This window comes from Parendozoicomonas sp. 2304DJ65-17 (assembly GCF_058148445.1).
Genome location: NZ_JBYVJV010000008.1, coordinates 240,497 through 262,903, shown reverse-complemented (window position 1 = coordinate 262,903; position 22,407 = coordinate 240,497). Strand labels below are relative to the sequence as shown.

Genomic DNA, 22,407 nt, shown 5'->3' with positions numbered 1-22,407 from the left:
GCAAGCACCCACACGAATTGCCTGAATTCTTTGTTAAAGATCGCTCATCAACGCATTTCGTGATGAGGATTGCTGAATTAACTCTTGAAGAGAAGGAAGCTAAGAAGCTGTCCGATCAGCGAGGCCGCCATTTTACCGTGGAAGCTGTCGGTGTCAAGTGATTCGTTTTTACTGATTTTCAAAACAATTTCTTGTTAATCAATTAGTTAGAAATGACTTAACTCTGTTGCCGTTGGTCTTGGCCGGTGACAACGAGGGCGCATTCTAATCAGATTCTGATTCAGGTCAAGAACATTATTGAGATATACGGCATTTACCTAATACCGACGAATCAAAAACAAAAAACCGGCGTGACTGAAGCCATGCCGGTTTTTAAATAAAAGAGAGAGTGCTTAGTTAATATGAGCCGCCTTACGAATCGCGACACCAAGACCTTCAGCCAAATTCTCCGGCTGTAAAACTTTGCCATTAACAAAGAAGGCTGGAGTACCAGTAAGCCCTAAACGCTCAGCTTCTGATTCAGAACGGGCAACCTTATCTTCTGGGCGATCACTGGCAAGACATTCATTATAAGCATTCACATCCAACCCAAGACCTTCAGCCAGAGTCATTTTTGATTGCTCATTTAATGAAGATTGCTGATCAAAAGCTGCTTTATTGTATTCCCAGAACTTACCCTGCTCATCGGCACAAACAGCACCCAAAGCCACATCGCGGGAGATACCTGAACTGTTAATAGGGAAGTCCATATAAACCAGGCGAACTTTGTCTCCAATTTCTTCCATCAATTTATCCATTGATTCAGCTGCATGGGCGCAGTGGGGGCACTGATAATCCGCAAACTTTACAACGGTATATTGTGCAGAAGCATTACCTTTAGATGGGAAGCCTTTCGTATCTATAACAGTTAAAGGAGCTTCAGGCTCTGGCAGCAGAACCTTCATACCCAGCTCATTGCGCAGACGATCAGTTAACTGTTCACGCTTTTGCTGTAAGTCCTGGCCGATAAGGAAATTATGAATCTGCTCCTTTACCTGCTCGTAAGGGGCGGGAATTCGATTTTTGTTTTCTTCATAAAACGCTTTCATTTGTTCTTCAGAAGGAGAACTCAGCCCCATAACCTCCATCAGGACTTCCTGACGGTCACGACCACTCTCTTTCACCTTCTCCTGAACAAACATCTCGCCGGCCGCACCAGAAATTATCTGATTCTGACGCCCCCAGGCTTCACGCTGGACTTCGAATAAAGCACGCGCCGCAGCTGGAGGCAGCTGTTCGACAGAATACTCCTTACCCTGCATCGCCAGCACAGCCTGAGAAGCAGTATCATTTTTTACATTCTTATCGAGATAAAGAAACGTAGACAGCCCACCAACAACCAGACCAGCCCCCAGAGCCAGAAGCACCTTTGGATTCATAACTTATTATTCACTGTTTTTATTAACCTCAGGAAATCCTAGGTAGCTCAAGCTCCAGGGTCAACCCGGCAATACAATTCAGTACAATTTAGACAGGTGCAAGCTTTCCTGAATCAGTTCAACCAATCGGCACAAACCCATCTCATCATCCGCTGAGAAACGGTTTTTAATGGGACTATCAATATCCAGCACAGCAACCACTTGCCCATCGCACACCAAAGGAAGAACAATTTCACTTTGGCTGGCAGCATCACAGGCAATATGACCAGCAAATGCATCAACATCGGCAATACGCTGAATTATGTTTTCACTGGCAGCCGTTCCACACACACCACGCCCAAGTGGAATACGAGTACAGGCGGGCTGACCATGAAACGGCCCCAGCACCAGCCCCTCTCCCTTCATTAAATAAAAGCCAGCCCAGTTAATATCAGGAAGAACCTGGAACAAAAAGCTCGAAAGGTTAGCCATCCCGGCAATCGGGTCCGCCTCCGCAGAAAGAAGCCCTTCTGCCAACTGGTTCAGCTCATGGTAAAAATCAGATACAGGCTGATCCTGATTAATTTCTATGGAAAACATGACTACATTGCTCAGGAAAAATAATAAAAATTATGAGATGAGTAAGCAGTAACACGGGCAGCCGTTTGCCTTGAGAGCACAGTTTTTATTTCATGCGCTTCGTCATAAGCACGACTTTCAGGTTCTTTTGCCCCATCTGCAAACCAAGGCGATATATATACCCTATCTTCTGCGGTTAATTCCAGCGACCGTATAAACTGACAAGTCGCTTCTTTATGAACAGCAAAAGACTCCTCCTCAAGAAATCCTGTAAGAACAGTAAGTCCGACACCAATACCAGCCTGCCGCAGCTGAGAAACAAGATCACTAGTTTTCGCCAATTGCCTGCTTTTACCAAGACTTTCCCGCAGCACACCAGAGCCAGTCTCCAAGCCGAGCACAACCTGGGTCAGCCCTTTACTTCTTAACACTTCCCAGTGCTCAACCTTTCGCACTCCCATTCGGTCAGCATCACCAAAACACGACACTCCCCGCATAGGAAACCCAAAAAAGTTAACAATACGACTCAGAGCCGACTCCAACAGTAAAAAAGGAAGTGCTAAAGCATTTGCCGAGCCTAGAAAAATACCATTACGCCCAGCTATACCTCTTGGGAAAAGCTGCTGTAGGGAGTCAACAATCTCATCCCAGCGATTCTGCTCAATTAAGGAGAACGGTTTGTCACGATAAAAAGCACAGAAAGAGCATTGCCCATTTGGACAACCTGTTGTGACGGGTATCACCAAATCTCGATAACGATCAGGTGGAAGAACAGGTACACCGTCAGGATAAGCTTTTAAATAGCTATCTTGCTGAAGACTATAAAATTCTTCTGGCAGTTCAATACATTTCTCTAAAACTTTAACAGTCTGGGACTCCAAACCCTCAACACCTTCACCTAATACTCGGCGACACACATCTACTATTTCGTCATGAATAAGCCGGACATCAACTTGAGGCAAAATTAACGCACCCTGTGAAGAGACAACACTCCCATCCACACAGCGGCGATAAAACCTGCCACTATCACGAAAGGTACTCCATTCCCCACTCAAACCCAGACGAACCGAAACACCACCAGCAGAGCACTCGAGCTTAAGCCCATCCGGCAACTCACGAACCAGAAAGTCTTCATTAACAGTTTCTCGGAAAGACATATATTTCATATTACAAACAATCAATAAAGAGCCAACAGCCCATATACCTTTTGCATTAGCTGGAACGACTGTGCAAAATATTCCTGATGTAGTAGAAAAACAACACACAAGAGCTGCATGATCAGAAAAACACTCTACACACTGATACAAACGCTCGCAGTCATTTTGGTTCAGTTTACTTCAACCAAAGTTATTGCAGAAACCTGCTCGTCACTCACAATGGCAGGCCCCCCTGATTTTCCGCCTGTTGTCTGGAGCGATTACCGCGAGACACGGGGAGCCGCAAGAGACCTGCTCACACTGGCGCTGAAAGAGCAGGGAATAGAACTCAAGACCGATCATGTTGGCGGTTATCGCCGGGTTTTGAAGGCGCTCAGCGATGGGCGAATTCAACTAATTACCGGCATTCCAAAAACCCCCGAAACATCAGAGATCGCCACCTTCAGCAGCACCCCGCTTTACACCCACAGCCTCACAGTTTTAACGAAGCGGTCAAGCGACAAAAAACCCAATAGCTGGAATGACCTGCTTGAACTTAAGGGAGCAATGCCTGATCAGTTATCTGTTGAAGAGATATTCCACAATCAGCAGAAACCCAAAAAGCTCATTCGAACCTTCACACCAAACCTGGCTCTGAAAATGCTAAAGGTAGGACGGGTGGATTACACAATTTATCCCAACATTCAGGACGATCTTCTTGTATCCCTACTTAACCTCGAAGGCACACTGGAAAAGCTGCCCTTAATAACCCAGAAGATTCCAGTATACGTTGCATTCTCAAAAAATCTCGACTGCAGCATATCAATTCCACAACTGAATACCGACCTGCAAGAACTCACAAGATCTGGGAACGCAGAAAAGATATTGAATGACAGTTTATATAAGTGGATGAGTTATCAACTTGAGAAGCGGGAATCTTTATAACCTGCAACAGTGTCAGTGCTTTAGGTAACCCGGCAAAGAATCGAGAGAATTGCCCGAGCCGTTCATATTCTCCTCAGTCTTACGTTCATAATCTTCACAAACGGCAAGGTAACGTTCAAGAACACTCAGGGGAAGATCCCGCCAGTTATAGTAGGTATTTTCGAGGGCATGATGGAGAAGAATCTGGCCAATAAAAGCAGAACGTCCATGACCAGCATCCGCTGGATATAACGCTTCAATTCCGTCCAGGATACGCTGTTTTTCTTGGCTGGCCATATCAACTCCCTGTGTCCGCCCTACCCGCTTAGTGTAGGCAGAATAAAGGCAAAGACAGCACCATATAGCCAAAACCTCTTTAAAGTCTGATTAATATCAGACTTTAAACGAAAAAAGCCTGCTTTCGATGAAAGCAGGCTTTTAAAATTGGTAGGCGGTACTGGAGTCGAACCAGCGACCTCTACGATGTCAACGTAACGCTCTAACCAGCTGAGCTAACCGCCTAAAACTTGTACTTCTGATTTAACCAAAGAATTGGTAGACGGTACTGGAGTTGAACCAGCGACCTCCACGATGTCAACGTGGCGCTCTAACCAACTGAGCTAACCGTCTTCAGAAGACGCGGCGTAAGTTACCTTTCAGTTAATAAAAACGCAAGTCCAACCCACGATTTAAAGCGTAGGGAGTTACCCCAAAGCGCCGGATATCCGTCACACATCTACTGGCAAAATAACCAGCCTTGCGCACAGCGCCATCCTTAACTAGAACTTGAAGGGTAACGCCCTGATTCAGGTACTACATGGAGGTTACCGATGTTACTCAAGAAAATCGCTTCTGCCACCCTTTTCTCATTTGCGTTAATTGCTTCCCCTTCCTGGGCTAATGAAGCGGAATCAACCAAGGTTAATATCAACACTGCCAGCGCTGAAACTCTCGACAAAGAGTTGAAATATGTAGGCGAAAAAACGGCTCAGAGAATCGTTGACCACCGTAAAGAACATGGAGAGTTCAAAACTGTAGACGAGCTGAGTGAGGTGCGCGGAGTCGGTTTAAAAACGATCAAGGCTAACCGCTCGATTATGACAACAGAGTAATAACCTCTACACATAAAGTGTATCGATTGCCTCGCTATTAGAAATACAACCCTTGATAGCGGGGCAACTCTCCAAGCTCTTCCCCCTACAAACTCCATTAGATTCACCGTTAAGCAACTCCCGCCTTCAAGAACGCATGATGCTGAACAGATCACAAACAGGTTTGGCGGACATAAGCTTATGACCGCTAAGCCTAATGAACTCGGTTTACAGACTATTACCCGAAGATATGAGCTGATAATATAGCGTCGCAAAAAAGCCAGCGAGCCAGAAGTGACTGTTAAGCCACTGCAAGGCTCCGGAACGGCGCTAAAATGACAATGCCTGAGTCCTGATGAACTGAAAATGGAGTATCTGCCATGGCTTTCGTAGTGGGTGATAACTGCATCAAGTGCAAATACACAGACTGTGTAGAAGTGTGCCCTGTTGATTGTTTTTACGAGGGCCCGAACTTTCTGGTCATTCACCCCGATGAATGTATTGACTGCGCACTGTGTGAACCTGAGTGTCCAGCCAACGCTATTTTCTCAGAAGATGAAGTTCCGGAAGATCAGCAGGAGTTTATTGAACTCAACGCTGAGCTGGCAGAAGTATGGCCAAACATCACCGAGAAAAAAGACTCTCTACCTGATGCCGAAGAATGGGATGGCAAGGAAGGAAAGCTGGAACACCTCGAGCGTTAATTCCTTCTTGTAAAACACCCATTATGAAAAAAGCCATGATTACTGAATAATCATGGCTTTTTTATTGTCAAGGAGTTCAACTGAATCCGTTAACCGAACTCAATTCCCACTGAACAGCGAATCACTGGTTAATCCCTGCTTTTCGAGAATCAGACGCAGACGCTTGAGTGCTTCAACCTGAATCTGTCTGACCCGCTCCCGGGTTAAACCAATCTCTTTACCGACCTCTTCTAAAGTACTGGTTTCATAGCCTCTTAAACCAAATCGCCTGGCAACGACTTCTCGTTGTTTTTCAGACAATTCACACAGCCATTTATCAATACTGGTATTCAAATCGCTATCCTGCAGCAAAACTGCGGGGTCGCTCTCACGAATATCAGAGATAGTATCAAGGATCGACTTATCAGAGTCATGCCCCAAAGGCGTATCAACAGATGTCACTCGCTCATTCAGACCAAGCATACGCTTGACGTCATCAACAGGCTTATCGAGCAGCTCTGCAATTTCTTCCGGGGTAGGATCATGATCCAGTTTTTGAGTCAGCTCCCTAGCCGCCCGCAAATAAACATTCAGTTCCTTAACCACATGAATGGGCAGACGAATTGTGCGGGTCTGATTCATAATCGCCCGTTCAATGGTTTGCCTGATCCACCAGGTTGCATAGGTTGAGAAACGGAAGCCTCTTTCCGGGTCGAACTTTTCCACCGCCCTGATTAAGCCGAGATTACCCTCTTCAATCAGATCCAGCAGAGAAAGCCCACGGTTTACATACCGTCGGGAGATCTTCACTACCAGCCGCAGATTACTCTCAATCATACGTCGGCGACCAGCTTCAACCCCTTTGCGGGCAAGGCGTGCGAAGTGCACCTCCTCTTCCGGTGTTAACAACGGGGAAAAGCCAATCTCATTGAGATACATCTGGGTTGCATCAAGAGATTTGTAGAAAGCATCTTCTTCCCGCACACGAGGTGTACTGGAAGTCGCGCTTTTCTGCACTGTATTTTGCTGAGACGACTCCGAATCGCTCCCGCCGACTTCTTTTGCCTGGTCTGAATCGAACTCCGTTTCAGTATCAGAACCTTGGCTCACTGCGGTTAATTCAGTCTCTTCCTTTTTTAGTGCCATAAGTGCCAGCCCTATCTAATTGGTCCCACTCACAGCCGAACAGCCTCTGGCTGTATCGACGACCTTGTTACAGGTCCGTCTTTTATATGCCCAACCGCTACTTCTTACTGATTACCTCATCGATTCGGCAAGAAAAGAAGAGGATCAACAGGCTTACCATTGCGCCGTATTTCAAAGTGCAGCTTTGGCTCGTTAGTCCCTGTAGAACCTAATTCGGCTATCTTCTGACCCGCTTTAACGGTGTCACCTTCGCTCACCAGAAGAGTTTTATTGTGAGCGTAAGCACTGAGATAGCTACTGTTGTGTCTAATAATTACCAGGTTTCCATACCCTGTTAACCCGGCTCCGGAATAAACAACCTTTCCACCCGCCGTTGCGTTAACAGGTTCTCCGATCCGACCAGCAATAGCAACACCCTTGTAAAGCCGTCCGGATGTGGAAAATTTCGTAATCACTTTTCCAGAAACTGGCCATTGCCAGCGAACTTTACCCCCAGAAACCGATTGTGCACCTTTGGTAGATGTTGATCGTTTTTTGTTCGACGCGGACTCTACTCTTGTCGAGCGCGCTTGTGAAGAGGCTGCGACCGTTTTCTTTTGTGAAGGTTTCCGGGTAACCGTTTGTGTCTTGGCCTTTCCACCCAGACGAAGCTTCTGCCCAGGGTAAATGGTATAGGGGGCGCGTATACCATTAATGGCGGCTAACCTCTTGAATTCTTGGCCATAACGCCAGGCAATGGTGTAAAGTGTTTCACCCCTTTGAACGGTATGGGTTCCCCAGGTCACTGTGGCCGGTTTTGTAAGGGAAGAGATGGGTATATTCGATGGTGGAGAAGCGCAGGAAGCCAGCAATAGCAGGCACAGGCCAATGCTCATCATTTTTGAGCAAACACTCAAATGAAAAAACACCGACCTTGTGATCATCTTCACATCCTGTCGAATCACAGCCCCTCTGCGATCCTCTCTTTTTAATTTCTAGAAACTATATAAAACGAACATATACGAACAAAAAAATCTAAAAAAGGTGCAATATTCACCACTAATCCACACGTTTTGCTCTTGTATCGGCGCCAGTTTTAGACATAGAAGGATAAAATACTTCACTTATCCCCAGCCAAAGCTCACATTCACGACACAGAAAACAACCCAGCAGTTACTTATTGCGAGCAACTACCCAGTCCACCCCAACAACAAGAACAATGGCCACCATCATGCAGGCAATCGCTGCTGTCAGCATCGAAGGGGCTGCATTTAGCTGTTCATAAGCTGCTGGAAGAATATTCTGTTGCAGAAGAGGTACCATCTCTCCCTTGCTGTTAATCCGGGTGCTAATCACTTCCTTCCAGGGCCAGAGCTTGTTCAGAGAGCCAAGCATAAGGCCAACCAGAAAACCAAAGGTCGCTATTCGTGCTTTCAGCAACAGCCAAGACAAGAAATGAGAAAACGTCAGCAACCCAGCAACACAGCCGAGAGCCAGTACCGCCAGAACCGGTATATCCAATCCTTTCACAGCCATCATAACCGGAGCGTAATACCCCAACAGCAAAAGGATAAAACTTCCCGAGATTCCGGGAAGAATCATGGCACAGATAGCCAGAGCCCCCACCAGAAAGAACTCAACAAGGCTGGCATCCTGCCCAGCCGCAGGAATACCGCCAGCAATTATCCACGCCAGAACAGCGCCAACAACAAGGGTAACCAGAGAAGAACCATTCCAGCTAATCTGCCGCCCCACGTGCCAGGCTGAAATCAAAACCAACCCAAAGAAAAATGACCAGACCTGAATAGGGTAATGCTCCAGCAACCAGGTAATCAGCCGGGCCAGAGTGAAAACACTGGTCAGAATTCCTGCAAACAAGGTCACCAGAAAGGTGCCATTAATATGCTTCCAGCAAGCCGCAATGCCATCACTGAACAAAACTTTCAGCGCACCGGGGCCACATTGCTTCAGGCTATTTAATAACTGATCATAAATACCGGTAATAAAAGCAATGGTTCCGCCTGACACGCCAGGGACAACATCGGCCGCCCCCATGGCCAGACCTTTACTGAAAAGTAAAAAAGATGATCTCAAATTCATACACTGCCACAAATGGAACTAGCGGATAACGCCGCTCAAGAGGGGAACAAAACGAACGGCTTCAAGATATTCTTTCTCAAATCCGGACTCTGTGCGGGTAATGCGATAAAGGCTTTGCTCCTGCCCACCCACCGGAATCACCAGGCGCCCGCCTACAGCCAACTGCTGAAGTAATTCTGCAGGAATTCTCTCCGGCGCGGCAGTCACCAGAATGCCATCATAAGGCCCCTCTTCCGGCCAGCCCATGCCACCATCAGAATGGCGGAACAGAATATTATGGGCTTTGATCATCCGGAGCTTCTGGCGCGCTCTTGCCTGCAACGGCTTGATACGTTCAACAGTGCGCACTTCATCAACCAGGTTGGCAAGAACAGCGGTTTGGTATCCAGAGCCGGTACCAATTTCCAGCACCTTTTTCAGAGGACCTGTGGCGAGCAACGCCTCAGTCATCCGGGCAACAATAAAAGGTTGGGAAATAGTCTGATTATGACCAATAGGCAAAGCCGTATCTTCATAAGCTCGATGGGCCAGAGCTTCATCGATAAAAATATGGCGGGGAACAGAACGAATACTGTCAATCACCTGATGACTGGCAATCCCCTGATCATACAAACGCTCAATCAGGCGATCACGGGTTCTCTGGGATGTCATCCCTATACCGGCCAGGTTTACTCCACCCATACCTAAATCTAACTCCTTAATCCCAAAACCAGCCGCTTTATGAAAATATCTTCCTTATCCTAACCAACCTGCCACGACTATTCATCAAAGAGTCGGATTTTCTACGACAGGAGGTGTACGACAATCCAATAATTCATGAATGACCGATGTCGCATAACAGCCCTTATACAGGAAAAAGCGCAATTCCAGATCATTACCATCCCATAACCAGGACAAGTCTTTAACCTGAGACACCAGTGATCTGCGTTCCTGCTTCAAACCTCGCTTTTCGAGCCCAGCAGCAAATTCCGTATTTTTGCTGGCTGCGGCCTTCTCCAACTCTTCAATATGCCCTGCACAACCAGAACGACCTTTACCCCAAAGCGGACCAGTCGCCAGCAGCACACCTGAAGCAAAACGCTCTGCTACAGAATCGTCACGACGCTCAGGAAATATAAGAGAAGCGGAATCAGGGAATGTCAGCACATCGCCGTCATTCATATCCAGCCAGGTTTCGGAAGCCACCCGCTCACCCAGCGCGTCATTAAATATCTTGGATCGGGCTGCAGAAAGAGCGAAACCACGTTTTTCCCGAGCCAGTTTAATTTCCCCGGAGAACAATTTCTTCGCCAGTGTCAGGTTATGGCCACCTTGCCCAAAGCGCTGCTCACCAAAATAGTTGGGAACACCACTCTTTTGCACAGTTTCCAGCAGGTTTTCCAGACGACTGCGGTCACCTTCAAAATCCCGCAACCGAATCACAAAGTGATTGCCGTCCAGTGCACCTGTTCGCAGCTTACGATCATGGCGAACAGCTTTTAATAACTTAACGCCTTCTATAGCAGAGAACTTTTGCTGCCACGCCTCAAATTCATGCTCAGGAGGCAAACCAGGAATACGCAGACTGAACCACTGCTCAGTGACCCCGTGCCGATCTTTCAGCCCCGCATAGCTGATATCCACAGAGGGAACGTCAGCCAGTTTTCCAAGCTGCCGTGCCAGCCATGAGGTATTCTGGTTTGTCTTTTCAATTCGAAGAAAAAGGTGTTCACCATGCCCTACGGGTTCAAATGGTAACTGTTCACGCACCTGAAAATCTTCAGGAACAGTTTTAAACAGAGCTGATCCAGCACGACCACCAAAGGCGAGAGGCCAGTCTAAAGACCCGATAGGAGAAACTTCTTGGGAAGAGGACATATCACATCAGTCCGGCATAAAGAAAAAAGTTTCGTTCTCACGCACCATGCCTAATTCACTGCGGGCCAGATTTTCCAAAGCATCCAGACCGGCCTGTCTGGTTCCCTTCTGCTGAAGAGCAACCACCTCAGCGGCCAGCGCGTCATTCCGGGCCTGCATCAGGCTGTTTTTCTGCTGCTGTTCTTGCACCTGCTCACGCACACGCATCAGCTGGGCAAGACTGCCTTCGCCTACCCAAAGCTTAAACTGGAGCACAACCAGAAGAACTGACAGAACAATCGTTACCGGACGCATAAACCTCAATCAGCCACGCAAAATAGAACTTAGTTACAGTACATAACAACACTTTGCTCCGCTACCAAATTTCTTTGTTGAGCAACAAAAGCTTCAGCAACAGAAAGGGGAAGGTCGTAAAACCTTCCCCTTATTATGAACTTCAAATAATCAGAAGTTTACTTGGTATCCAGCTCTTCGAAGCCTTTCACCAGATCATCCAAAGCTTTCATCTGCTTCAGGAACAGTTCCAGCTGACTCAGCCGCAAAGCACTAGGACCATCGCAACGGGCTTTATCAGGGTCAGGATGAGCTTCGATAAACAGACCGGCAATTCCAAGAGCCAGACCAGCGCGGGACAGTTCGGTGACTTGATGACGACGACCACCAGAGGCTGCGCCATTAGGATCACGACACTGCAGAGCGTGGGTCGCATCAAAGATCAGGGGAGCGCCGCCGCTGACTTCTGCCATAGTGCGGAAGCCCAGCATATCCACAACAAGATTATCGTAACCGTGGCAAGCACCACGCTCACACAGCATAATCTTTTCGTTGCCAGCTTCTTTGAACTTATCAACGATATTGCCAACCTGTGGTGGACTCATAAACTGAGGCTTTTTAACGTTAACAACGGCGCCGGTTTCCGCCATGGCAACAACCAGATCAGTCTGGCGGGCTAGGAAAGCTGGCAGCTGAATAACGTCAGCGACTTCGGCAACAGGCTTACACTGGAAAGTTTCGTGCACGTCGGTGACGACCGGGCAACCATAGGTATCCTTAATCGCCTTCAGTATTTCCAGACCTTTGTCCATACCCGGACCACGGTAAGAAGCCACGGAGGAACGGTTAGCCTTATCGAAGGACGCCTTGAAAACGTAAGGAATGCCAAGCTTGTTGGTCACTTCCACGTAATGTCCGGCAATTTCCAGAGCCAATTCCTTGGACTCAAGAACATTCATACCGCCAAACAGCACAAACGGCTTGTTGTTGGCGACCTCAATACCGTTAGGCAGCGCAATGGTTTTATGCTGCATCAGCTTACCCTCTTTCCTTAACAGCTGCTTCTACAAACGCTGTGAACAGGCCATGTCCGTAGCGTGGGGTGGAAGTAAATTCCGGATGGAACTGGCAGGCAACAAACCATGGGTGGTCTGCTACTTCAACCATTTCTACCAGAGACTTATCCACAGAGCGGCCAGAAATGGTTAAACCTGCTTTTTCCAGCTGCTCAACATAGTTATTGTTCACCTCATAGCGGTGACGATGGCGCTCTTTAATAGTTTCTTCGCCATAGGCTGCACGGGCATTAGTGCTTGGTTCAAGGTGACAGAGCTGTGCACCCAGACGCATAGTGCCGCCGAGGTCAGAGGTTTCAGTGCGTTGCTCAACCTGGCCGGTTTCATCCATCCACTCGGTAATCAGGCCGATAACCGGATGCTTGGCATCAGCGTCAAACTCGGTACTGTTCGCGCCTTCAATACCAGCCACATGGCGAGCATATTCAATAACCGCAACCTGCATACCCAGACAGATTCCCAGATAAGGAACCTTGTTTTCACGGGCATAGCGAACAGTGGCAATCTTGCCTTCCACACCACGGTTGCCGAAGCCACCGGGTACCAGAATGGCATCAACATCTTTCAGAACATCAGTACCGTTGCGCTCAATCTCTTCAGAGTCGATATAACGCAGGTTGACTTTGGTGTGAGCGCTCAGACCAGCGTGCTTCATGGCCTCAATCAGAGACTTGTACGCATCTAGCAGTTCCATGTACTTGCCGACCATAGCGACAGTCACTTCCTGCTTGGGGTTGAACTCACGCTCAACCACATCATCCCATTCAGATAGGTCTGCAGGCTTACATTCCAGTCCCAGGTTTTCCACCAGAGTTTCATCCAGACCCTGCTCTTTCAGCATGCCAGGAATCTTGTAAATAGAATCCGCATCTTCCAGAGAGATAACCGCCTTCTCAGCCACGTTTGTGAACAGGGCAATCTTGCGACGGGAAGAGATATCGATGTGTTTTTCGGAACGACAAATCAGTACATCTGGCTGAATACCAATGGAACGCAGTTCTTTTACAGAGTGCTGGGTTGGCTTGGTTTTCAGCTCACCGGCCGTCTTAATCCATGGCACCAGAGTCAGGTGCATCAGTTGTGCGCGACGAGGGCCAAGCTCTACTTTTAGCTGACGAACAGCTTCCAGGAATGGCTGGGATTCAATATCACCCACAGTACCGCCAATTTCCACCAGCGCCACATCAGCATCGCCAGCACCGGCAATAATGCGGGATTTGATTTCATCAGTAATGTGAGGAATCACCTGAACTGTTCCGCCCAGGTAGTCTCCACGGCGTTCTTTTTTCAGCACATGCTCATACACACGGCCAGAGGTAAAGTTATTCCCCTGAGTCATGGTGGTGCTGACAAAACGCTCATAGTGACCAAGATCGAGATCGGTCTCGGCCCCATCTTCAGTAACAAAAACTTCACCATGCTGGAACGGACTCATAGTGCCCGGATCCACGTTGATGTAAGGGTCCAGCTTGAGCATGGTAACCTTCAGGCCGCGTGCCTCAAGAATGGCAGCAAGAGAAGCGGCCGCAATGCCTTTTCCAAGAGAGGAAACAACACCGCCCGTGACGAATATATAGCGCGTCATTGAAAACCCGTTTTCTGGTAGGCGTTAATCGCCTTTTGGGGTAGAGGAAGAAGTTAATCAAGATGGGGTTGTAGGATACCAAACAGCACCCGATGCCTCAATGAAAAGAGGGATTTTTCATCAAAAATGATGGCATTCGGCGGCTATCGCACAACCGAATGCCATGCCAGGGATCAATGCAACTTCAACACCACATCAGGTTTATCAGAGAGGACCTTGGGCAGAGCATGGCCATAGTTATCAAGGACATATTGGTAGGCATAACGTCCTACCAAACTACCAGCAAGAGCGCCGGTGACATGGACAGGAGTGGAAGTTCCGGCAATCAGGGTTGTGGCACTGCTACCAATCCAGCCTGCTGTACCGGCCGCCAGTGACTCAACGCCAACACGAACAGAATCCGGGGCTGCATTTTCCCAGGTCAGCTTCCCGGCCTGATAATTGTCAAACAAAGTATGTGCAACACCCATCCCCGCACCAACAACTGGTGCAGGCAGGCCCGTCACCCTCTCAACAGTAAAAGCGGCCGCGCCACCAACACCATGATAAACCCCATCACGCACTGTATGCCCTGCCAGCTTGACCATCTCAGCTTCTGTATAGTTATGAGGTAGTTTGCCATCCTGACGATAACGGTCATAAACACGAACCCCGGCACTAATAGTCCCCCCGACAACAGCACTAACGCCAAAGGCCCGAACTGTCCCACGCAAATGAGCCCTTATTGCCTGCCCCCGGGTTGCAGGAGCTTCTCCACCTATGCCTCTATCTAAATTGTCATCAGCTACAATCTGATTTTTAACAAGATGTTTTACGTCCTTACCATCACCCAAAGCAGCCTGGATACGGCCAACGGCATCAGCATGATCATTCCAGTTAGACTGGGAACGAATCTTTGCCGCCATCTCCGGTGGTACAACAACCCTGACTTTTGACGCATCCCCAGGGTTAAGCCTCATACCAGTTGCTTTACCGTCCTTCACTCCCATCAACAGATGGGAAATATCAGCCATCACTTTACCAAGATCATCACTGGATTTAGGCACAATATCCGGCAGACTGGTTCCATAGCCCTGATAAATCTGTACATTAGCACTGACATTTCCACCTGCTTTCAACTCATCCAATACCTGTGCAATAGGAGGACTACCACTAGTCCCTGCAACCAGCCGGTTATATTCACCAACCTGACTCCAGGCTCCCTCGCCTAGCAGATCAAGTTTTAACAGATTCGAACGCAGCTTTCTGTATTCCATACTACTCACAGCATCTTTCAGATATCTGTAAGCCGCCGTCAACGCACTGCCCTTGTGGGTTGCCACAACCCCAACAACGTTAAATTTTTTGGAAAACTTAATTTTCTCTCCTGGCGCAAGGGATTGCACCAGATGATCAAACTCTTCATCGAGGATTTCGATATTGCTACGCCCTTTACTGGGTACAACTACCTTAAACAGGGGATGAATAGGCTCCATACCACTGTATATAGTCATGGCAACCTGAGGACCACCAGCCACAATCAGAGCAGTAGTGTCATCATCTACAGACTGCAAAACAGTCGGATCTAATTTTGCTAAAGCCCTGACAGCTTTCCCCAAAGCTCTTTCCAACGCCTCCGCCTGATCATCATCAACAGTGTCGGGTATAGCGATATCGTCGAGCATTCCCTGATCGGTATAGGAAGCGGCGATACGAGCAACCTGAACAGAGTCAACCCGGGTCTTTTTACCCTCATGGGAATAAAAAGAGAGAGACTCCTCTTCAGGAATATCGTCGTATCGGTAGCGCCGCTCATCATCTGCCTCTATTGTGGCTTGGGTATCGTTATCGCCCATTGCCCAAGGGTTCACTGAGAACTCCAGAGCCATACCTGTAGCACCACTAAAGAGCCGCGCATCCTGTAAAAGTGGTTCAGTTGATTCCTGCTCTTTACTCTTATGCGCATCTTCTTTGCCTGAAGGTTCACTATAAGAGGCAACATCATCGGGCTCCGAGGGTTCAGAACCTGATTCAGCCCTGATTTCGCTAACACCCATAGCAACAGCCAGCGCTAAGGCAGCTGGCAGAAAACCGGAATACACACCCTTATCTCGAATTTGAACAGCCATTCTTCTGCACCAGAGGATAAAATCGAGCGAAGTGTAGACAGGCTTATCTCCAGCCGCCCAAGGGAGCTGTTAAAAACTGTTACCGCATGTTGGCAGAGTGTTTATTAAAAGGAACTTACCGAACCGGAAGGAATCAGAGAGAACTGGAGCCTTTCTGTTAAACCCAGATAACGTTCAAAAGCAGTCTAAGGTCGCCAGCTTATAGATATACATTTCTCCCCTGCTTTAGCCTGATAACCCTCCGCAACCAAAAGACCAGGTATTGCTATTAGCTGTTTACCATCATGAAGAATAGGCAACCGATTACGCAACCACGATGGAACGCCCAGCTCATTAAGCCATTTTTTTAAAGTCTTACTCCCTTTTCTACCAGGCAATGAAAATGACTGCACATCAGTTTCGCTGCGAACAGAAAACACCCCACGGGCATCAGCTGCCACACAACTTCGCCCATGTTTCATGGAAGGTGCGACAACGATCTCACAATCAATCTGACTCTGCTCCGGAAGAGTCAAAGACTTTCCCTCATAAGGAATATTATGGAAAGGTACAAAGCTGGCTACAGGCCGACAAGCCACAAGAAAGTGTTTATAGCGGCGCACCTCTCCACCAGCCCATATAACAACAGGCTCACCATCAACACGGGCGCCTGCAACCTCTTCCATAATCTGCAACACAGTTGCCCGGGACGGCACAGCTAACTTTTCTCGCCGCAGCCACCCCCTAAGCAATAAAGAACGACGAGAAGTCGATAGCGCTTCCATAGAGCGAATGTCCAGAACATTGGCTGCTCCAAGAACAGGAAGGTTCAGCTCAACAACACATTGGCTGTAATCGTCTTCCGCAACACTCCGAAGAATGCCTTCCGCCTCACCACTTAACTCTGCCAGCCTTGCTACACCGGTTTTCATGCCGGGCCAGCGCTCTGCCAGCTCCGGCAGAACATTGTTGCGCAGAAAATTCCTGTCAAAGCGAATATCAGTATTGGAATCATCTTCAATCCATTCCAGATGATTCTCTTTTGCGTATGCTTCTACATCTTTTCTTTCACACCCAAGAAGCGGACGAATAATTTGCCCTTTTCCCAATGGGCGAGATGCCGGAATCCCCTTCAGGCCATCAACGCCAGTCCCTCTCATAATCCGGTACAAAACGGTTTCTACCTGATCATCAAGGTGATGCCCCTGCAGTAGAACTCCGCCATAACTCAGCTCACTTGCAAAGACCTGATACCTCGCCTCTCTGGCAGCTTCTTCCACATTATTTGTACCGTCAAAGCTGACACGGTGAACCGCAAGAGGAATGTCCCAGCTAGCACACAAAGCCTGGGCATGATCAGCCCAGCCATCAGCCAATTGACTCAGTCCATGGTGAATATGCACTGCTCGCAGGGCTTTAATGTCATTATGATCGCGCAGAGTTTTGCAGATATGCAGAAGAACTGTGGAGTCAACACCGCCACTGAACCCAACGACAACAACAGAACCCACCACAGGTTGACCTTGTATGGCCCGAAGAACAATATCTGGAGTGAGTTTCATATTCGCGATATGTGACCTGAAAAAAAGACAATAAAAAAGCCAGAGCGCTAATACTAATATCGCTCTGGCTTTGAGACTACCAGCTTATGGCCGATGCCTGGAACATAGAAATCTAAGAGAGATTAGCTTACACCAATCTCGCGTAAACGCTGGTAACGGGCATGAACCAATTCAGCACCTCGCAGGCCTTTCAGTCGATCAAGCTCTTCCAGAAGAGCATCTTTCAATCCCTGCGCAGCCACTGATGTATCACGATGAGCACCACCTAAAGGCTCTTCGATCACTCTATCCACCAGACCCAGTTCATGCAATCTGGCAGCAGTAATACCCATAGCTTCTGCTGCATCGGAAGCTTTTTCTGCCGTTTTCCACAGGATGGATGCACAGCCTTCCGGAGAAATCACTGAGTAGGTGGAATACTGCAGCATCAACAGGCGATCACAAACACCAATAGCCAGCGCACCACCAGAGCCACCTTCACCAATAACGGTGGAGATAATCGGTGTTTCCAGGCGGGACATCACCGCAAGGTTCCAGGCAATAGCTTCACTCTGACCACGCTTTTCTGCATCAATACCTGGATAAGCACCCGGAGTATCGATAAAGGTCAGAATAGGAATACGGAAACGTTCGGCCATTTCCATCATCCGGCAAGCCTTTCGGTAACCTTCAGGGCGAGGCATACCAAAATTACGGCGCACCTTTTCCTGCACTTCCCGGCCTTTCTGGTGACCAATAATCATCACCGGCTGACCATCCAGTTCCGCCATACCGCCCATAATGGCATGATCATCGGAGAAATGGCGATCGCCATGGATCTCATCGAAATCGGTAAAGATTTCGCGGATATAATCCAGGGTGTAAGGACGACGGGGATGACGGGCCAGCTTGGCAACCTGCCAGGCCGAAAGGTCATTGAAAATATTGGCCGTCAGATTACGACACTTGTCTTCAAGCGTGGCAATCTCACCGGTAATGTTCAGTTCATTATCACTGCCAACCAGTCGCAGTTCCTCGATCTTGGCTTCGAGTTCAGCTATTGGTTGTTCAAAATCAAGATAGTTCGGATTCATTGGCGAGAATCACAACCATTCACGTAAAAATTGGCTACACATTAAGGAATCCCTGACACCTTGTCGAGGGAAAAGATGTAAGGCGACGTTACCAAACATTACCAGCAATACACTTCCGGAAAGATAGTTAATACAACATCACAGTATTATCCACTAACCGTACACCTGTCAGGCACCAGTTACGAAGTGTATCCAACAATCGCTCACGCTCCCGACGTAGGGTTCGCCCGGTAACACCCGGATCAGCAAGGGGCAGAGAACAACTAGCAACCACCTGATTCCAGCTTTCTATATGACGACCATCATAATTAACCCGCACCACAACAAGGTTTACTCCCGACTGAACAGGAGCAAGTAACTTCTCACGGCTTTTGTGGGTCATCTGCACCAGTGGTAACGAAGATGGTGCGTAACGTAAATCTCTAACGGTTTCGGCGGAGTATATTTCGGGATCAGAAATAATCAGGTAATCCACTCGAATATCTTCCAGAAATTTTCTTGGGATATCCTGGTCATATAATCCCAACCCCAATCCCGGCAGCCACCGGTACCATTTTCGTGCACTGCAGGAAGGTAGCGGATCGGTCGCCCCATCAGGACAACTCTCTTCAACAGCCATTACCATTTTATAGTGCCACTTCAGGGTATTTTCTGCTGAGGTCAACTTCAGGCCAGCTTTTTTCAAGTCATCAAACAGTTTTGCCGTGCGAATATAATCCGGCAGCAATTCATTATCCGGCATGACTTCATAAACCGGAGTCACCATGCCTCTGCCTTTTAGAAGCTGGCCAACGTCTTCTGGAGTTGCATCGACAAACTCCCATACCGTTCTTTGTGTTGGTTGTGTTTTTTCTACAACCTGAAGAGGTTCGGAGTCATCTTGCCAATAGCTATTCCAAAAAGAACAACCCGACATCAGCAGCGATAGTGCAACAACACCGAACAGTGGGTAGAAGGAAAAGCAGCCTCGTACGCCCGCCGACGTACGTTCTTGCCCCTGCTCACTTTGCCTTCTAACCTGAAAAGACACCATATGTTGTACTCAACAGAAAATAGAAACCCAGATATTGTTTTGTACAATATCAAACAAACGGATATTTCGCGCATTCATAACTGAAATCGCATTAATACATGTCCGGCAGGCGCTAAGAATATGGTGACACAGAAGTACTGACAAGCATTGGACTACATATAACAGTTAAAGCGCACGGCACAAGAAAGCAGTTAAGACAATACGATTAGGGAGGCGGTTCAAGGATGAGCACCACCACAATCACTCAGCTGGAACCTTGTCCATTTTGTGGCAGCACACAAGGTAGTGTGCACCATCAGATTTTCAGCCACCGGGTTATATGCAAAACCTGCAATGCCTGCGGGCCACGTTGTCGCACACAGCAACAGGCATTATTGCAGTGGGAGCATCAATCCCGCGAGCTCCGGCTGGAAAAAACCATTGAGAACCGGCTGCTGCTGGAACACCTTAGCAACTTTGGGGATTTACCGCCCCCAGTACTCCCATCCGGAAGAGAAAACCCGTTACCCTTTCGCCGGCTTAACAGTTAACCCTGCACGGGAACCAGATTCCAGATTGCGGATACTGTTTTCAAGCTGAAGAAGACGACGGTTGACCTGTTGCCGGTGTGCATCAATGGCCTTCATCTTCTCAGCATAATCTTTTACCTGAGACTTCACATCTGCAGTAAAGCGCTGATTCTCGGATGTTGTTTTTTTCACGGAAGCAGAAAGACTGTCTACAGTTTTCTGCAAACTATCTATCTGCTCCCGGGTAATTGTTGAACCCGCTACAACATCGGCATTGACTGCCCGCACTTGCTTTTGAAGTGCTGTCAGGGTTTTCTCTGCAGACGCCAGCTCTTTGGTATTCTTATCTATCTGATCAACCGAACCTTCCAGGGCTTTGCCTGACTTGGCAATACTGCTGCTCAGGGCATCGATACGCTTACTTTGGGCTTCAATATTCTGACGGTTACGTTTATTAGAAAGATCCCACAGCTTACGAATCTCAAAATTCACAGCCTTGAGCTCGTCTTTCACCTTGCTGTCGTTCTTACTTACGGATTCACCGGTTTCAGAAACAGCACCGGAAACTTCCGTTAGCAATGAGGCGGTAGCAGCCAGTTGCGTTCTGGCCTCTTTCAACTCTTTCTGCAGAGCCTGTACTTGTAGATAACCACCAGCAGCCAGCGCCAGAAACGCTACAGACAACACAATTGTGGCTAATGGAAAACGCGAGGAATTGGCTTCAGGTTTCCCTGAAGGTTTCTTTTCAGGGGTTTTCTTACCCCGATCAGGCGTGCGCTCAGGCATGTCATCCGGTGACAGGGAAATACTGGGCAGGTGGTCAAGATCGTCCTGGGAGCGAGAATTCATCGACATTACATGCTGAATGGAAATTACAGCTATTCTAGAGCAAAGCCGGTTCCCGCCCAATAGCAAGCTCCGTAAAACATTATCCTCGTCCCAATTTCGGGCACACTGACAACCTTTGCGCCAAAGCGGGGCTTATTTTCTAGGTCTCATGATCGCAAATACAGTCATGCCAGCGATATCGCAACTTGGTACAGTGTTTGCTGCTATCAGCATACCCACCCCAGACTGTGACAGAGGATATGCCCATGCCAATCTATACCAAAGAAATGCTGGACCTAATGACTGTTCTTCGCCGCAGACTGAAAGCTGAATTTGATATTGTCATTCGCTTCAGCGGTGATGACACGCTCGATACCATTCAGGATCTGGCCAGACGCTCTGCAGACAAAACAACAAAAAATACGGCCCTGAAACTGCTTCAATTATCAGGCAAAGATCTAACCCTTGAGGATCTGGCGAGACCTGCCCATAAACCTCTGGCTATGCAAGCGGTTCCGGAAGCCAAACCACAACAACGCAGTGTGCGTATTTATCGGGGGCAAGTGGTGGCCTGATCAGCCACCATTATTATTTTGTACTCTTTGGTGACACTACCTTTTGAAAAGCTACAACTCACAGATTGCTCATCTGGAAGACTTTTCTGCCAGAAAAAACATGAACACCTATCAAAAACAACAATACCCATAGATAAAAACTATTCAAATCAAAGAAAAACCCTATCAACATTACATGGAAACTGCGGCAACCACAGTGCTATCATCGGCAAACCGAATTTTGCCATGCCGAGGCAGTATTCGGCATACGCCTGATAGGATCTAGATGGAGACAAGCAAAATGGCTTTTGAACTGCCCGCCCTGCCTTACGAGCGCGATGCACTGGAACCTCACATTTCCAAGGAAACTCTGGACTACCACTATGGCAAGCATCACAACACCTACGTTGTGAAGCTGAACGGTCTGGTTGAAGGTACCGACATGGCCAGCCAGTCTCTGGAAGAGATCGTTAAATCTTCTTCTGGTGGCGTATTCAATAACGCAGCCCAGATCTGGAACCACACCTTCTACTGGAACTGTCTGAGCCCTAACGGTGGCGCCCAACCTTCCGGTGCCCTGGCTGACGCCATCAACAAAGCATTTGGTTCCTACGAAGATTTCGTAGCCAAGTTCTCCGATATGGCGGTAAATAACTTTGGCTCCAGCTGGACCTGGCTGGTTAAGAACGCTGACGGTTCCGTGGAAATTGTTAACACCAGCAACGCAGCAACTCCTCTGACTACCGATCAGAAGCCTCTGCTGACCTGCGACCTGTGGGAACACGCTTACTACATCGACTACCGTAATGTTCGTCCTGATTACCTGAAAGCCTTCTGGGCGCTGGTGAATTGGGAATTTGCGGAAGCGAATTACGCTTAAGCATAATCAATAGGTAGGCAATGAAGTTTTAATGTCTATCTAAGATCATTTCCAA

The 22,407-nt window shown here is 48.0% G+C and carries 22 protein-coding genes and 2 tRNA genes; 5 read left to right on the top strand and 19 right to left on the bottom strand.

What is annotated here, in order from left to right:
* Nucleotides 1-392: 392 nt before the first annotated feature.
* From ACY2RR_RS18970 to ACY2RR_RS18960, 3 genes are all read right to left on the bottom strand, one after another.
* A complete protein-coding gene (locus ACY2RR_RS18970; protein WP_490109746.1) occupies nt 393-1,418 on the bottom strand; it encodes a DsbA family protein in 1,026 nt (341 codons plus the stop codon).
* A gap of 78 nt (nt 1,419-1,496) precedes the next feature.
* Complete coding sequence (locus ACY2RR_RS18965; protein ID WP_490109745.1) at nt 1,497-1,997, bottom strand: GAF domain-containing protein; 501 nt, start codon at nt 1,995-1,997, stop codon at nt 1,497-1,499.
* Nucleotides 1,998-2,008: 11 nt separating this feature from the next.
* On the bottom strand, nt 2,009-3,133 hold the full coding sequence (locus ACY2RR_RS18960) for a radical SAM protein (RefSeq protein WP_490109744.1): 1,125 nt from the start codon (nt 3,131-3,133) through the stop codon (nt 2,009-2,011).
* Nucleotides 3,134-3,250: 117 nt separating this feature from the next.
* Here ACY2RR_RS18960 and ACY2RR_RS18955 point away from each other — a divergent pair, with 117 nt between their 5' ends.
* Complete coding sequence (locus tag ACY2RR_RS18955) at nt 3,251-4,057, top strand: type 2 periplasmic-binding domain-containing protein (protein ID WP_490109743.1); 807 nt, start codon at nt 3,251-3,253, stop codon at nt 4,055-4,057.
* Nucleotides 4,058-4,069: 12 nt separating this feature from the next.
* On the opposite strand, the gene ACY2RR_RS18950 is transcribed toward ACY2RR_RS18955, so the two are convergent.
* From ACY2RR_RS18950 to ACY2RR_RS18940, 3 genes are all read right to left on the bottom strand, one after another.
* Nucleotides 4,070-4,333 (bottom strand): hypothetical protein, encoded by a 264-nt coding sequence (locus tag ACY2RR_RS18950; protein ID WP_490109742.1) that lies wholly within the window; start codon nt 4,331-4,333, stop codon nt 4,070-4,072.
* Nucleotides 4,334-4,481: 148 nt separating this feature from the next.
* Nucleotides 4,482-4,558 (bottom strand) — tRNA-Val (locus ACY2RR_RS18945).
* Nucleotides 4,559-4,589: 31 nt separating this feature from the next.
* Nucleotides 4,590-4,666: transfer RNA gene (locus tag ACY2RR_RS18940), tRNA-Val, on the bottom strand.
* Nucleotides 4,667-4,866: 200 nt separating this feature from the next.
* On the opposite strand from ACY2RR_RS18940, the gene ACY2RR_RS18935 reads away from it, so the two are divergent.
* A complete protein-coding gene (locus tag ACY2RR_RS18935; protein WP_490109741.1) occupies nt 4,867-5,148 on the top strand; it encodes a ComEA family DNA-binding protein in 282 nt (93 codons plus the stop codon).
* A 359-nt stretch (nt 5,149-5,507) separates the two neighbouring features.
* A complete protein-coding gene (gene fdxA, locus ACY2RR_RS18930) occupies nt 5,508-5,831 on the top strand; it encodes a ferredoxin FdxA (RefSeq protein ID WP_281647480.1) in 324 nt (107 codons plus the stop codon).
* 99 nt (nt 5,832-5,930) lie between these two features.
* Here the strand turns inward: fdxA and rpoS are convergent, their stop codons facing one another.
* The 13 genes from rpoS to ACY2RR_RS18865 all read right to left on the bottom strand — a co-directional run bounded on the left by rpoS (nt 5,931) and on the right by ACY2RR_RS18865 (nt 20,939).
* Nucleotides 5,931-6,956 carry an RNA polymerase sigma factor RpoS gene (rpoS, locus tag ACY2RR_RS18925; RefSeq protein WP_490109740.1) on the bottom strand — a complete coding sequence of 342 codons (1,026 nt, stop codon included), beginning with the start codon at nt 6,954-6,956 and terminating at the stop codon, nt 5,931-5,933.
* Between the two features lie 116 nt (nt 6,957-7,072).
* Nucleotides 7,073-7,879 (bottom strand): peptidoglycan DD-metalloendopeptidase family protein, encoded by an 807-nt coding sequence (locus ACY2RR_RS18920; RefSeq protein ID WP_490109739.1) that lies wholly within the window; start codon nt 7,877-7,879, stop codon nt 7,073-7,075.
* Between the two features lie 229 nt (nt 7,880-8,108).
* Nucleotides 8,109-9,035 carry a polyprenyl-phosphate transporter gene (locus ACY2RR_RS18915; protein ID WP_490109738.1) on the bottom strand — a complete coding sequence of 309 codons (927 nt, stop codon included), beginning with the start codon at nt 9,033-9,035 and terminating at the stop codon, nt 8,109-8,111.
* Between the two features lie 18 nt (nt 9,036-9,053).
* A complete protein-coding gene (locus ACY2RR_RS18910) occupies nt 9,054-9,716 on the bottom strand; it encodes a protein-L-isoaspartate(D-aspartate) O-methyltransferase (RefSeq protein ID WP_490109737.1) in 663 nt (220 codons plus the stop codon).
* A gap of 84 nt (nt 9,717-9,800) precedes the next feature.
* Nucleotides 9,801-10,892, bottom strand: a complete 1,092-nt coding sequence (gene truD / locus ACY2RR_RS18905) for a tRNA pseudouridine(13) synthase TruD (protein WP_490109736.1) — start codon at nt 10,890-10,892, stop codon at nt 9,801-9,803.
* Between the two features lie 6 nt (nt 10,893-10,898).
* Nucleotides 10,899-11,186 carry an FtsB family cell division protein gene (locus tag ACY2RR_RS18900; protein ID WP_490109735.1) on the bottom strand — a complete coding sequence of 96 codons (288 nt, stop codon included), beginning with the start codon at nt 11,184-11,186 and terminating at the stop codon, nt 10,899-10,901.
* Between the two features lie 158 nt (nt 11,187-11,344).
* Entirely contained in the window at nt 11,345-12,199 is an 855-nt protein-coding gene (gene kdsA, locus ACY2RR_RS18895; protein WP_490109734.1) for a 3-deoxy-8-phosphooctulonate synthase, read from the bottom strand.
* A 4-nt stretch (nt 12,200-12,203) separates the two neighbouring features.
* Complete coding sequence (gene pyrG / locus ACY2RR_RS18890) at nt 12,204-13,826, bottom strand: CTP synthase (RefSeq protein WP_490109733.1); 1,623 nt, start codon at nt 13,824-13,826, stop codon at nt 12,204-12,206.
* Nucleotides 13,827-13,999: 173 nt separating this feature from the next.
* Nucleotides 14,000-15,934 (bottom strand): hypothetical protein, encoded by a 1,935-nt coding sequence (locus ACY2RR_RS18885; RefSeq protein WP_490109732.1) that lies wholly within the window; start codon nt 15,932-15,934, stop codon nt 14,000-14,002.
* A gap of 185 nt (nt 15,935-16,119) precedes the next feature.
* On the bottom strand, nt 16,120-17,475 hold the full coding sequence (tilS, locus tag ACY2RR_RS18880; RefSeq protein WP_490109731.1) for a tRNA lysidine(34) synthetase TilS: 1,356 nt from the start codon (nt 17,473-17,475) through the stop codon (nt 16,120-16,122).
* A gap of 122 nt (nt 17,476-17,597) precedes the next feature.
* Nucleotides 17,598-18,548 carry an acetyl-CoA carboxylase carboxyltransferase subunit alpha gene (locus ACY2RR_RS18875; protein ID WP_490109730.1) on the bottom strand — a complete coding sequence of 317 codons (951 nt, stop codon included), beginning with the start codon at nt 18,546-18,548 and terminating at the stop codon, nt 17,598-17,600.
* 127 nt (nt 18,549-18,675) lie between these two features.
* A complete protein-coding gene (locus ACY2RR_RS18870; RefSeq protein WP_490109729.1) occupies nt 18,676-19,581 on the bottom strand; it encodes a hypothetical protein in 906 nt (301 codons plus the stop codon).
* Nucleotides 19,582-20,084: 503 nt separating this feature from the next.
* A complete protein-coding gene (locus ACY2RR_RS18865; protein ID WP_490109728.1) occupies nt 20,085-20,939 on the bottom strand; it encodes a hypothetical protein in 855 nt (284 codons plus the stop codon).
* Between the two features lie 245 nt (nt 20,940-21,184).
* On the opposite strand from ACY2RR_RS18865, the gene ACY2RR_RS18860 reads away from it, so the two are divergent.
* Entirely contained in the window at nt 21,185-21,493 is a 309-nt protein-coding gene (locus ACY2RR_RS18860; protein WP_490109727.1) for a hypothetical protein, read from the top strand.
* A gap of 280 nt (nt 21,494-21,773) precedes the next feature.
* Nucleotides 21,774-22,352 carry a superoxide dismutase [Fe] gene (gene sodB, locus ACY2RR_RS18855; protein ID WP_490109750.1) on the top strand — a complete coding sequence of 193 codons (579 nt, stop codon included), beginning with the start codon at nt 21,774-21,776 and terminating at the stop codon, nt 22,350-22,352.
* The last annotated feature ends 55 nt before the right edge of the window (nt 22,353-22,407 follow it).

What these genes read in the sequence shown, in the direction of transcription:
- truD (WP_490109736.1), bottom strand. Translation starts at nt 10,892, where the DNA reads ATGTCCTCTTCCCAAGAAGTTTCTCCTATCGGGTCTTTAGACTGGCCT.
- rpoS (WP_490109740.1), bottom strand. Translation starts at nt 6,956, where the DNA reads ATGGCACTAAAAAAGGAAGAGACTGAATTAACCGCAGTGAGCCAAGGT.
- ACY2RR_RS18965 (WP_490109745.1), bottom strand. Translation starts at nt 1,997, where the DNA reads ATGTTTTCCATAGAAATTAATCAGGATCAGCCTGTATCTGATTTTTAC.
- kdsA (WP_490109734.1), bottom strand. Translation starts at nt 12,199, where the DNA reads ATGCAGCATAAAACCATTGCGCTGCCTAACGGTATTGAGGTCGCCAAC.
- pyrG (WP_490109733.1), bottom strand. Translation starts at nt 13,826, where the DNA reads ATGACGCGCTATATATTCGTCACGGGCGGTGTTGTTTCCTCTCTTGGA.
- ACY2RR_RS18910 (WP_490109737.1), bottom strand. Translation starts at nt 9,716, where the DNA reads ATGGGTGGAGTAAACCTGGCCGGTATAGGGATGACATCCCAGAGAACC.
- ACY2RR_RS18915 (WP_490109738.1), bottom strand. Translation starts at nt 9,035, where the DNA reads ATGAATTTGAGATCATCTTTTTTACTTTTCAGTAAAGGTCTGGCCATG.
- ACY2RR_RS18870 (WP_490109729.1), bottom strand. Translation starts at nt 19,581, where the DNA reads ATGGTGTCTTTTCAGGTTAGAAGGCAAAGTGAGCAGGGGCAAGAACGT.
- ACY2RR_RS18920 (WP_490109739.1), bottom strand. Translation starts at nt 7,879, where the DNA reads ATGATCACAAGGTCGGTGTTTTTTCATTTGAGTGTTTGCTCAAAAATG.
- ACY2RR_RS18970 (WP_490109746.1), bottom strand. Translation starts at nt 1,418, where the DNA reads ATGAATCCAAAGGTGCTTCTGGCTCTGGGGGCTGGTCTGGTTGTTGGT.
- ACY2RR_RS18900 (WP_490109735.1), bottom strand. Translation starts at nt 11,186, where the DNA reads ATGCGTCCGGTAACGATTGTTCTGTCAGTTCTTCTGGTTGTGCTCCAG.
- ACY2RR_RS18960 (WP_490109744.1), bottom strand. Translation starts at nt 3,133, where the DNA reads ATGTCTTTCCGAGAAACTGTTAATGAAGACTTTCTGGTTCGTGAGTTG.
- ACY2RR_RS18865 (WP_490109728.1), bottom strand. Translation starts at nt 20,939, where the DNA reads ATGAATTCTCGCTCCCAGGACGATCTTGACCACCTGCCCAGTATTTCC.
- sodB (WP_490109750.1), top strand. Translation starts at nt 21,774, where the DNA reads ATGGCTTTTGAACTGCCCGCCCTGCCTTACGAGCGCGATGCACTGGAA.
- ACY2RR_RS18875 (WP_490109730.1), bottom strand. Translation starts at nt 18,548, where the DNA reads ATGAATCCGAACTATCTTGATTTTGAACAACCAATAGCTGAACTCGAA.
- ACY2RR_RS18860 (WP_490109727.1), top strand. Translation starts at nt 21,185, where the DNA reads ATGCCAATCTATACCAAAGAAATGCTGGACCTAATGACTGTTCTTCGC.
- fdxA (WP_281647480.1), top strand. Translation starts at nt 5,508, where the DNA reads ATGGCTTTCGTAGTGGGTGATAACTGCATCAAGTGCAAATACACAGAC.
- ACY2RR_RS18935 (WP_490109741.1), top strand. Translation starts at nt 4,867, where the DNA reads ATGTTACTCAAGAAAATCGCTTCTGCCACCCTTTTCTCATTTGCGTTA.
- tilS (WP_490109731.1), bottom strand. Translation starts at nt 17,475, where the DNA reads ATGAAACTCACTCCAGATATTGTTCTTCGGGCCATACAAGGTCAACCT.
- ACY2RR_RS18955 (WP_490109743.1), top strand. Translation starts at nt 3,251, where the DNA reads ATGATCAGAAAAACACTCTACACACTGATACAAACGCTCGCAGTCATT.
- ACY2RR_RS18885 (WP_490109732.1), bottom strand. Translation starts at nt 15,934, where the DNA reads ATGGCTGTTCAAATTCGAGATAAGGGTGTGTATTCCGGTTTTCTGCCA.
- ACY2RR_RS18950 (WP_490109742.1), bottom strand. Translation starts at nt 4,333, where the DNA reads ATGGCCAGCCAAGAAAAACAGCGTATCCTGGACGGAATTGAAGCGTTA.